Source organism: Edaphosphingomonas haloaromaticamans (assembly GCF_001853345.1).
In the GTDB taxonomy this organism is placed as follows: domain Bacteria; phylum Pseudomonadota; class Alphaproteobacteria; order Sphingomonadales; family Sphingomonadaceae; genus Sphingomonas_E; species Sphingomonas_E fennica.
In genome coordinates this window covers 160,700-170,436 of record NZ_MIPT01000001.1, presented here as the reverse complement: position 1 = coordinate 170,436, position 9,737 = coordinate 160,700, and the positions used below count along the sequence as shown (strand labels likewise).

Sequence of the window (9,737 nt, the reverse complement as noted above, 5' to 3'; positions counted from 1 at the left end):
GCTTCGCACGCCGACCCACCCCCAGCCCTCCCTTGCAGGGAGGGGAGGTCCACCGCGCGGAAATCCCCTCAATCCCTGAGCGTCACCCGCACCGGCTGGCCGCCTTCGCGCAGCATCAGCGATTTCCAGTGGAAGCGCGGCGGCGCATCGGATGTCAGGGCGAAATCCGCGCGCTTCAGGAAGGTGGCGACGAAGGCGGCCAGCTCCACCAGCGCGAATTTCTTGCCGCCGCAAACGCGCGGCCCGAAGATGAAGGCGATGTTCGATCCGGCGCTGGCATTGTTGCGATAGCGATCGAGATGCAGCGCCCACGGATCGGTATGCAGCCGGGCATCATGCTGCACGCCGGGGATCGACACGAAGATATTGTCGCCTTCCGCGATCGCATGGTCGCCGATCCGGTCGGGCCCGGTGGCCAGCCGGGTGACGAGCGGGGTGGGCGGATAGAGGCGCAGCGCCTCCGAAACGAAGGCTTCCAGCGGGGCGATCGTCGAAAGATGCGCCCAATCCGGCCGGAGCGATTCCCAGAAAGGGGCCAGCGCATCGCGCAGGCCGCGCTGCACATCGGGATGGCGGGCCAGCAGGTAGCAGGCCCAGCCGATGCCCGACGCCGTCGTCTCCGCGCCGGCGGCGAAGAAGGTCAGCAGCTCATGTTCCAGCATGATATCGTTTTCCGGATCGCGATCGGCCGCCAGCATGCCTTCCAGCATCGGATTGTCCGGCAGCGCGCCTTCGCGGAACAGGCGGAAATCATCGAATATCTCGCGCCGCAGGCGGGGCAGCGCCGCCAGGTGGCGATGGTTCAATGCGCTGGTGTCGACGGTCGGCGCGAAGGCATATTCGGACCCGAATTCCATCAGCGTCGCCAGCCGATCGATATCCACCCGCGTTTCGGCCAGCGGCACGCCGAAGAAATTCTCGATCAGCACCGATACCGTCATGCGCCGGAGCAGGCTTTCGTCCAGCACCGCATCGCCCGCGGCGCTGCGCCCGGCAAGCGCGCCGACGGCTTCGTCCGCATAGCGGACGGCAAGGCCGTGGGTCCGCTCGCGATCGAACTTGGCGAGATAATGCTGGGTCAGCTCGCGCCGTATCTCCCACGCCTCGCCCACTTCGGAAAAGCGCGACGGCCCGAGCATGTGGCGGAACCAGTGCATGTTCTTGCGATAATTGTCCGCCCGCCGGCGCAGCACATGCTCGGCATCCTCCAGCCGCTGCACCAGCAGCACATCGGCGCCGTTCACCTCCGCCCGGACATTCTCGCCATTATGTTCGCGGGCCATGCGGTAGAGCCAGTTCGCGGCATCGGTATAGGCGCCGCTGAACCGGGGCTGGTTCATTGCGGCCCTCGTTCGAGGATGCGGGCGAGATCGCGCACCGTCCGCATCTCCAGCAGGTCGACGGGATCGACCTCGGCCTTCAGAAAATTCTCCATCTCCACCACGATCAGCGCGAAGTTCAGGCTGTCCACCTCCTGCGCGGCGTTGATCGCGTCGTCGGCGCCGATCTTCTCGATCGGCACGAACAGGCAGCCCGACAGGATCTTCCGCGCCTCATAGAGATAATCCATAGGTCTCTCCCGTCCGTTCCGCCGCGATCCTACCCGTCCTTGTGCGAGGCGAAGATCAGCACGTCGAGCCGCGTGCCATCCGCCGCGCGGCATTCGCGGCGCAGCTTCGCCTCGAACTTGAAGCGCGCGTCGTTCTGGAAATTGAAGATCATGCGCACGTTGCGGGCGAGGATGCGCCCCGTCATCTTCTCCACATCGCGATAGGCGTAGAAATGGTCGAGCAGCGCATCGATCGTCGCCAGCAGCACGCCCCGGCCGTGATAGGCCGTCTCGCCAATGCCGGTGGTGATGTTGCCCACCTTGTGGGTCAGATCCACGTCGATCGTGTAGAAGCCGACGAGCAGGCCGTTCTCGCGATCGAATATGCCGATGAAATGATTGTGCAGGCCATCGAAGCCGGCAACGAACCGCCGCAGCCCTTCCAGATCGAAGTTCAGCGCCGCGAGGTTCAGGCCCGCCAGCATGCCCGGCCCGTTCAGCCATTCCACGAAACGCGGCGTCACGTCCGCTGGCGTCAGGCTGCGCAGCACATAGCCGTTGGTTTCGATATGGACGGGCGCGCTTGCGAGGCCGGTGCTGCGGGCGGCGTCTACCACATGGGTCTCCTTGCGCTCGGGGCGGGCCGCTCATCCATGGTCTAGTGGATATGATCCACCAGGCTGCCAGTTGCTATTTCTTCCCAATCCGCGGTGCCAAGTCCACCATTTTCGGGGCGGATTCCCGCCGGCGCTCAGCCGCCGTAGCGCAGCCCGATCCAGAGCGTGCGCGGCGTCGCCCGCTCGATCACGTCGGCGCCCGATATCCCGGCCTCGACCAGCGTGTCCGTCAGGTTCTCGCCGCGCGCCTCGATGCTGAGGCCCCGGGCCACGGGCACGCGCAGCACCGCATCCAGCGTGGTGGCCGCACCCAGCCGGCGGCTGTTCTGATCGTCCTCATACTGGCCGGCGAGATGCCGCACCGTCGCCGATGCCGCCATGCCATCCGGCCGGTTCCATGCCAGCGTCGCGCTCGCCTGGTTGCGCGGCGTCTGCGCGGGGCGCAAGCCATCGAGCGCGGCGGACAGCCCGGCATCGGCGCGCACCTTGGCGTCGATCAGCGTCCACGATCCCGAAAGCTGCCACGGCCCGTGGCGGGCGGCGGCCTCCAGTTCGATCCCCTGCGACCGGATCGCCTCCAGATTCTGCCGCTGCCGCGAATTGGGCGCCAGGGTCACGTTGGCGATGGCGTCGTCCAGCCGGTTGTAGAACAGGGTGGCGGAAAGGCGGAATCCCGGCAGCGGCCGATAATCGACGCCCGCATCGACGCCCTTCAGCCGCTCGGGCTTCAGGAGCGGGTTGGCGGCGGTCACGTCCGCGCCGACACGGAAAGGGCGGTAAAGCTCGTTGAGGCTGGGCAACCGCCAGCCGAGATAGCCGGCGGAACGCAGCGTCACCGCCTGCGCCGGCCGGAAGGCGATGCCGGCCCGCGCCGTCGGCTCCCATCCCGACCGATCGGCGAAGTCCTGGTCGGTCGCCGCCGCGCCCGTCGCCAGCACGGTCTCGTCAAGATGGCCCTTCTCGATCCGCCAGCGATCGATCCGCGCACCCGCCGTCAGCGTCCAGGCATCGTCCGGGGCGAAGCTCAGGTCGGCGAAGCCGCCGAAGGTGCGCGTCCGCCCGCCCGCACGGCGCGCCCTGGTCGGCGCGCCGGCCGCGAAGCTGTAAAGCTCCTTCGTTTCGCCGGTGGTCTGGCGCGCGTCGCCGCCCAGCCGCAATTCCACCCCGCCCCCCAGCGGCGGGCGGACCTCGAACCGCGCGCCAAGGCCGGTCGCCGGGACATTATACTGGTCGAGCGAGGGGTTCACCGCCGTCCGATCGGCGTTCACGCTGGCGAAGCCGCTGGAAAATTCGCGGAGCTGCAACCATGTCGCCGCCTCCCAGCCCCAGCGGCCGCGCCCCACCAGCCGCACGCTGGCATCGGCGCCGAGATTGTGGTTGGGGGTGAAATCGGTGCCGCGATCGCGCCGGTCGAGCATGCCCAGCAGATTGGTCTGCAATTCGGTATCGCCGCCCACGGCAAAGGCGGTCCGCGCCGAAAGGCTGGCCTGTTCGTAGAAGGCCGGCCGATCCACCGGGCCGCGCGCGTCCGCGACGATGGGGGTGAAGCCGTCGCCGCGCGCATAGCTGGCCGAAAGCACGCCATAGCCGCCGCCCATGGCGCCGCTCACCCCCGCCTCGGCCTCCACGCTGTCGCGGCTGCCATAAGCGATGGCGCCCCAGGCGGGCGCGATCTCGTCCGGCCCGGCGCTCATCAGCTCGATCGTGCCGGCCAGCGCGCCCGGCCCGTTGACGCCGCTGCCGCCGCCGCGCGTCACCCGCACCATCCCCAGCCGCGAGGGATCATAGGCGCTCCACGGAATCCAGCCGCCGAAAGGATCGGTCTGCGGCACGCCATCCAGCAGGATCAGCGCGCGCGCCGATGCGTTGCCGCCCAGCCCGCGCAAGGTCGCCCCCTGGCTGGTGGGATGCGCCGATCGCGAATCCGATCGCCGGAACTGCTGGAAGCCGGCGACGTCGCGCAGCACATCCTCCAGCCGCCCGCTGGCCGTGGTCGTCAGCCGGTCGCGCTCGATCACGCTCACGTCATAGGCGGCGAGGCCGGCCGGCGCCTCCAGCCCGGCGCCGGTGACGACGATATCGCGCCCCTCGGCATAAGCGACGGAAGGAAGGGCGAAAGCGGTCAGGATCAGGGCGCGCATGGCCCCTCTATAAACCGCCGCCCACGCACGGGAATCGCTTTGTCGTGCGCGATCGCGCCAAATTCCGGCCGGCGGCCTTCAACCTTCCGGCGCGAAGCGATCGGGATGGGCGGCGGCGAAGGCGGGCAGCGCCGCCAGCGCCGCATCGATCCGCACCAGCAGCGGAAAGTCGTCCAGCGCGACTTTGAAGCGCCGGGCATTATACATTTGCGGCACCAGGCAGATGTCGGCGATCCCCGGCGCGGCGCCGCCCAGATAGGGTCGCGCCGCCGTGCCGGCCCCGTCCTGGGCGGCCATCGCCTCCAATGCGGCGAAGCCTTCGCGCACCCAATGGCCGATCCACGCCTCGCGCGCGGGCTCGTCCGCGCCCAGCTCGCCCCCCAGATAGCGCAGCACGCGGACATTGTTGATAGGGTGGATGTCGCACGCCACCACCAGCGCCAGCGCGAGCTGCCGCGCCCGCGCCGCCGGATCGCGCGGCACGAAAGCGGGATCGGGCACGCGCGCGTCGAGATAGTCGATGATCGCCAGGCTCTGGCCGATGCGGATGCCGTCCATCTCCAGCAGCGGCACCAGCCCCTGCGGGTTGATCGCGCGGAAGGCGAGCCCGCGCTGCTCGCCCGCCAGCAGGTTCACCGGCACGCTTTCGAAGGCGATGCCCTTGAGGTTGAGCGCGATGCGGACGCGATAGGCTGCCGACGAGCGATAATAATCGTGGAGGCGGACGGGGTTTCCGTCATATCCCGGCATACCATTCATAATCGTTGCTGTCCTCCCAATAGCCGCCCCTGCCGCCGCCGATCGCGGCCAGGCCAGCCACCGCCTCGATCCGCTCAACATATTTGGCATGCTTGTAGCCGAGCTGCCGTTCCACCCGAAGCCGGAGCGGCGCGCCATTTTCGATCGGCAGCGGTGCGCCGTTGAGCGCCCAGGCGAGGATCGTCTGGGGATGCAGCGCATCCACCATGTCGATGCTCTCATAATAACGCACCGGCCCGTAATCGTCGGCGCAATGGAAGACGATGTAGCGCGCCCGCGTCGAAACCCCGGCACCTTCCAGCAGCAGGCGGAGCGGCACGCCGGTCCACCGGCCGATCGCGCTCCACCCTTCCACGCAATCGTGGCGGGTGATCTGGGTGCGCGCGGGAAGGCCGCGTATCTGCGCCATCGACAGCGAAAGCGGCCGCGCCACCAGCCCGTCCACCGCCAGCCGCCAATCGGCAAAGCCCCGCGCGGAATGATCGGCATAGCTTTGCGATCCCGGCCGGCGGGTGCCGTTGGACCGGAAGACGGGGGAGATATCCGCCGCGCCGAATTCGCGGGCGAGCGCGCCGCGATCCATCACCAGCCGCTGCGCGCGCATCGTCAGCCCCTCGGCCGCGCGCAGGCCCTCGCGGAAGCCCTCGCTATAGGTCAGCCGGTCGCAGGCGGTGAGCAGCGGTGCCGCGGCGAGCGAGCCGATCAGGCGGCGGCGGGAAAGCCTCATGCCCGTTCCTCCGGCAGGCGATACCAGCCGCCGATCATCGCCCGCAGCTCGCGCACCGGGCCGGCGGCCGCCACCATCGCGAGGTGGACGAGGACGAAGGCCAGGATCAGCATCGCGCAGATGAAATGGACGGACCGGGCGGACTGGCGGCCCGCGAACAGATCGACCAGCCAGGGCCAGGCCGCGTCCATCGCCGGCGACATGGCAAGCCCGCTCAGCAGCATCGCCGGCAGCAGGCCGAACAGCACGGCCAGATAGCTGAGCTTCTGGAGGATATTGTATCGCGCCGCCGCTTCCCCCTTCGCCAGCCGCAGCCGGGCATGCGCCTTGATGTCCGCCCAGAGATGGCCGGGCGCCAGCTCGCCCCGCCGGGGCAGCAGATCGCGGCTGAGGTGGCCGCGCGCCATGCACCAGGCCGCATAGGCCGCGCCGCCGATCGCGAACGCCCAGGCGAAGGCCAGATGCCAGCGCCGCGCGGCCGAAAGGCTGTAGCGCGTGGGGATCGTCGCCCAGCCGGGAAAGGCGCGGGTCTGCACCACGCCGTCGCCGTCCGTCCACCGGCCCAGCACGCCCGTGGTTGGCACCATGACGTCACCGATCCGCAATATGCCCTGCGTTGGCGTCGATCTGATCTCCAGCCAGGCATGATCGGCATTGGCGCCATATTGGCCCCAATAGAGGCGGGGATGGGCGTTGAAGATCATCAGGCCGCTCATCAGCATGACGATCACGATCGCCGCATTGGCCCAATGCCATATTCGAGTCGGCCAGCGGTGGCGCAATCGCCATTCGCCCGCCATTCCAGCCGCCGCATCCCGCATCATCGCCTGCTCCCGCGTCCGTGCCCGCGAAAATCTCCTCCCGGGCTTTTACGCTGCGTCATGGCCGGGCGTCGCATATTAGATGGCCCGATCGCCAATTTCCGAACGCCTCGGCGGCTGGACGAACGCTTTCAAGGGGCATAGCGCAGGGAAGAAAAGTCTAGTCAGCGGGAGAGAGAGCGATGGATTTCACCCTTAGCGAGCGCGAGACCCACTGGCGCGACCGGGTGCGCGATTTCATCGAAACCCACGTCCGCCCGCGCGATCCCGAATATCATGAGCAGCAGGAGACCGGCGAGCGCTGGAAGGTGCTGCCGGTGATCGAGGAAGCCAAGGCCAAAGCCAAGGCGGCGGGGCTCTGGAACCTGTTCATGCCGCCCCACAGCGGCCAGCAGCATGTGGACGAAAGCTTCCATTTCGAGGGGCCGGGCCTGTCCAACCTCGAATATGCGCTCTGCGCGGAGGAGATGGGCCGCGTCTATTGGGCGTCGGAGGCGATGAACTGCTCCGCCCCCGATACCGGCAACATGGAGGTGCTGCACCGCTACGGCACCCGCGCCCAGAAGGACCAGTGGCTGAAGCCGCTGATGGACGGCGACATCCGTTCCGCCTTCCTGATGACGGAGCCGGCCGTCGCCTCGTCCGACGCCACCAATATCGAGACGCGGATCGATCGCGACGGCGACCATTATGTCATCAACGGCCGCAAATGGTGGTCGTCGGGCGTGGGCGATCCGCGTTGCAGGATCAACATCGTCATGGGCAAGACCAACCCGGATGCGCCGCGCCATTCGCAACAGTCGATGATCCTGGTGCCGATGGACGCGCCCGGCGTGAAGGTCGTCCGCATGCTGCCCGTCTTCGGCTATGACGACGCCCCCCACGGCCATGCCGAGGTGATCCTCGACAATGTCCGCGTGCCGGTGGAGAATATGCTGCTGGGCGAGGGCCGCGGGTTCGAGATCGCGCAAGGCCGCCTCGGGCCGGGCCGCATCCACCATTGCATGCGCACCATCGGCGTGGCGGAGGAAGCGATCGAGAAGATGGCCCGCCGCCTGCTCGGCCGCGTCGCCTTCGGCAAGACGATCGCCGAACAGTCCGTCTGGGAACAGCGCATCGCCGAGGCCCGCATCGATATCGAGATGACGCGGCTGCTCTGCCTCAAGGCCGCCGACATGATGGACAAGGCCGGCAACAAGGCCGCGCAGGCGGAAATCGCGATGATCAAGGTCGCCGGCCCGCGCATGGCGCTGAAGGTGATCGACGATGCGATCCAGGCGCATGGCGGCGGCGGCGTGACCAGCGATTTCGGCCTGGCGCGCGCTTATGCCACGATCCGCACGCTCCGCCTGGCGGACGGGCCGGACGAGGTGCACAACCGCGCGATCGCCCGCCTCGAATTCGGCAAATATCGGGTCTGATCCCTCCCGCGCCGCCGTCATCCTGACGGGCGTCAGGATCCATTGACGGGAAGGCGCGGGGGACCGAGCCTTGGCGGCAAACGATTCCGGCATTCGCGGAAACGGCACAGTGGGAGGATGAAGCTGATGTCCCTGTTCGATCTTACCGGCAAGGTCGCCATCATCACCGGATCGTCGCGCGGCATCGGCCGCGCGATCGCCGAGGCGATGGCCGATCAGGGCGCCAGGGTGGTGATCTCCAGCCGCAAGCAGGATGCATGCGATGCGGTGGCCGAGGCGATCAACGCCCGCCATCCCGGCGCGGCCACCGCGATCGCCGCCAGCATATCGTCCAAGGAAGCGCTCCAGCACCTCGTCGACGAGACCCGCGCGCGGCTGGGGCGGATCGACATCCTCGTCTGCAACGCCGCCTCCAACCCCTATTACGGGCCGATGGCGGGGATCACCGACGATCAGTTCCGCAAGATCTTCGACAACAACGTGCTGGCCAACCACTGGCTGATCGGCATGGTCGCGCCGGAGATGCGCGAGCGCAAGGAAGGCTCGATCATCATCATCTCGTCGATCGGCGGCTTGACGTCATCGGTGTCGATCGGCGCCTATAACGTCTCGAAGGCGGCGGACTTCCAGCTCGCCCGCAACCTTGCCGCCGAATATGGGCCGGATGGCGTGCGGGTGAACTGCATCGCCCCCGGCCTCGTCCGCACCGATTTCGCCCGCGCATTGTGGGAAGACCCGCAGACGCTGAAGGCCGTCACCCGCAACACGCCGCTGGGCCGCATCGGCGAGCCGCACGAGATCGCTGGCGCCGCCGTCTTCCTCGCCTCGCCCGCCGCCACCTTCATGACCGGCCAGGCGATCATCGTCGACGGCGGGGCGACCACGGGAATCGGGCTGTGACCGGGCGGCTTGCCGGCCGGGTCGCGGTCGTCACCGGCGCGGGCAGCGGCATCGGCCGCGCCACCTGCCGCCTCTTCGCCCGCCACGGCGCGGTGGTCGTCGCCGCCGATATCGGCGACGGCGTCACCGAAACGATCGAGCTGATCCGCGATGCCGGCGGCCGCGCCGACGGCCTCAAGCTCGACGCCGGCCGCGAGGAGGATGTCGCCCGGCTGGTCGGCCATGCGGTGGAGGCGCACGGGCGGATCGACGTGATGTTCGCCAATGCCGGCATTTCGGGCGGGCTGAAGGGCCTGTTCGATCAGGATGCCGCCGACTGGGCGGAAATATTGCGCGTCAACCTGATCGGCCCCTTCCTCGCGGTGAAGCATGCCGCCCCGCACATGATCGCGCAGAAGCGCGGCTCGATCATCTGCACCGCCAGCGTCGCCGGGCTGAGATCGGGCGCGGGCGGGCCGGCTTATTCGGCCTCCAAGGCAGGCGTCATCAACCTGGTGCAGACATCCGCCCAGCAGCTTTCGACCAGCAATGTCCGGGTGAACGCGATCTGCCCCGGCCTCATCGAAACCGGCATGACGGAGATGATCTACGTCCGCGCGCGGGAAGCCGGCAAGGCCGACCAGCTCGGCCACCTCAACCCGCTGCGCCGCGGCGGCGAGCCGGACGAGATCGCGCATGCCGCATTGTTCCTCGCCTCGGACGAGGCATCCTACGTCAACGGCCACGCGCTGGTCGTCGATGGCGGCCTGTCCAGCTCGCACCCCTTCAATCGCCAGGAGCTCGGCCGGACCGCGCTCTGATT

Annotated in this window: 10 protein-coding genes; 3 read left to right on the top strand and 7 right to left on the bottom strand. The window is 68.3% G+C overall.

From position 1 onward, the window contains the following. Nucleotides 1–68: 68 nt before the first annotated feature. The 7 genes from BHE75_RS00825 to BHE75_RS00795 form a co-directional block, all read right to left on the bottom strand. A complete protein-coding gene (locus BHE75_RS00825; RefSeq protein ID WP_070931728.1) occupies nt 69–1,340 on the bottom strand; it encodes a cytochrome P450 in 1,272 nt (423 codons plus the stop codon). Then, nucleotides 1,337–1,570, bottom strand: coding sequence for an acyl carrier protein (locus tag BHE75_RS00820; RefSeq protein WP_015458876.1), 234 nt, complete (start codon nt 1,568–1,570; stop codon nt 1,337–1,339). The genes BHE75_RS00825 and BHE75_RS00820 overlap by 4 nt, the downstream gene beginning before the upstream one ends. A gap of 29 nt (nt 1,571–1,599) precedes the next feature. Next, on the bottom strand, nt 1,600–2,166 hold the full coding sequence (locus BHE75_RS00815) for a GNAT family N-acetyltransferase (RefSeq protein ID WP_070931726.1): 567 nt from the start codon (nt 2,164–2,166) through the stop codon (nt 1,600–1,602). A gap of 134 nt (nt 2,167–2,300) precedes the next feature. Then, complete coding sequence (locus BHE75_RS00810) at nt 2,301–4,307, bottom strand: TonB-dependent receptor (RefSeq protein ID WP_070931724.1); 2,007 nt, start codon at nt 4,305–4,307, stop codon at nt 2,301–2,303. A 78-nt stretch (nt 4,308–4,385) separates the two neighbouring features. Continuing rightward, entirely contained in the window at nt 4,386–5,057 is a 672-nt protein-coding gene (maiA, locus tag BHE75_RS00805) for a maleylacetoacetate isomerase (RefSeq protein WP_070931722.1), read from the bottom strand. After that, on the bottom strand, nt 5,044–5,793 hold the full coding sequence (locus tag BHE75_RS00800) for a molybdopterin-binding protein (RefSeq protein ID WP_070931720.1): 750 nt from the start codon (nt 5,791–5,793) through the stop codon (nt 5,044–5,046). The genes maiA and BHE75_RS00800 overlap by 14 nt, the downstream gene beginning before the upstream one ends. Beyond that, nucleotides 5,790–6,617: a cytochrome b/b6 domain-containing protein gene (locus BHE75_RS00795; RefSeq protein ID WP_438830577.1), complete on the bottom strand. Its 828-nt coding sequence runs from the start codon at nt 6,615–6,617 to the stop codon at nt 5,790–5,792. The genes BHE75_RS00800 and BHE75_RS00795 overlap by 4 nt, the downstream gene beginning before the upstream one ends. Nucleotides 6,618–6,796: 179 nt before the next feature. On the opposite strand from BHE75_RS00795, the gene BHE75_RS00790 reads away from it, so the two are divergent. From BHE75_RS00790 to BHE75_RS00780, 3 genes are all read left to right on the top strand, one after another. Further along, complete coding sequence (locus tag BHE75_RS00790) at nt 6,797–8,035, top strand: acyl-CoA dehydrogenase family protein (protein ID WP_015458870.1); 1,239 nt, start codon at nt 6,797–6,799, stop codon at nt 8,033–8,035. A 126-nt stretch (nt 8,036–8,161) separates the two neighbouring features. Then, a complete protein-coding gene (locus BHE75_RS00785) occupies nt 8,162–8,935 on the top strand; it encodes an SDR family NAD(P)-dependent oxidoreductase (protein ID WP_015458869.1) in 774 nt (257 codons plus the stop codon). After that, nucleotides 8,932–9,735 (top strand): SDR family NAD(P)-dependent oxidoreductase, encoded by an 804-nt coding sequence (locus BHE75_RS00780; protein WP_015458868.1) that lies wholly within the window; start codon nt 8,932–8,934, stop codon nt 9,733–9,735. Before BHE75_RS00785 ends, BHE75_RS00780 begins: the two co-directional genes overlap by 4 nt. Nucleotides 9,736–9,737: the final 2 nt, after the last annotated feature.

Excerpts from the sequence above, each read along its gene's own strand:
- BHE75_RS00795 (WP_438830577.1), bottom strand. The coding sequence starts at position 6,617 with ATGATGCGGGATGCGGCGGCTGGAATGGCGGGCGAATGGCGATTGCGC.
- BHE75_RS00810 (WP_070931724.1), bottom strand. The coding sequence starts at position 4,307 with ATGCGCGCCCTGATCCTGACCGCTTTCGCCCTTCCTTCCGTCGCTTAT.
- BHE75_RS00790 (WP_015458870.1), top strand. The coding sequence starts at position 6,797 with ATGGATTTCACCCTTAGCGAGCGCGAGACCCACTGGCGCGACCGGGTG.
- BHE75_RS00825 (WP_070931728.1), bottom strand. The coding sequence starts at position 1,340 with ATGAACCAGCCCCGGTTCAGCGGCGCCTATACCGATGCCGCGAACTGG.
- BHE75_RS00800 (WP_070931720.1), bottom strand. The coding sequence starts at position 5,793 with ATGAGGCTTTCCCGCCGCCGCCTGATCGGCTCGCTCGCCGCGGCACCG.
- maiA (WP_070931722.1), bottom strand. The coding sequence starts at position 5,057 with ATGCCGGGATATGACGGAAACCCCGTCCGCCTCCACGATTATTATCGC.
- BHE75_RS00785 (WP_015458869.1), top strand. The coding sequence starts at position 8,162 with ATGTCCCTGTTCGATCTTACCGGCAAGGTCGCCATCATCACCGGATCG.
- BHE75_RS00820 (WP_015458876.1), bottom strand. The coding sequence starts at position 1,570 with ATGGATTATCTCTATGAGGCGCGGAAGATCCTGTCGGGCTGCCTGTTC.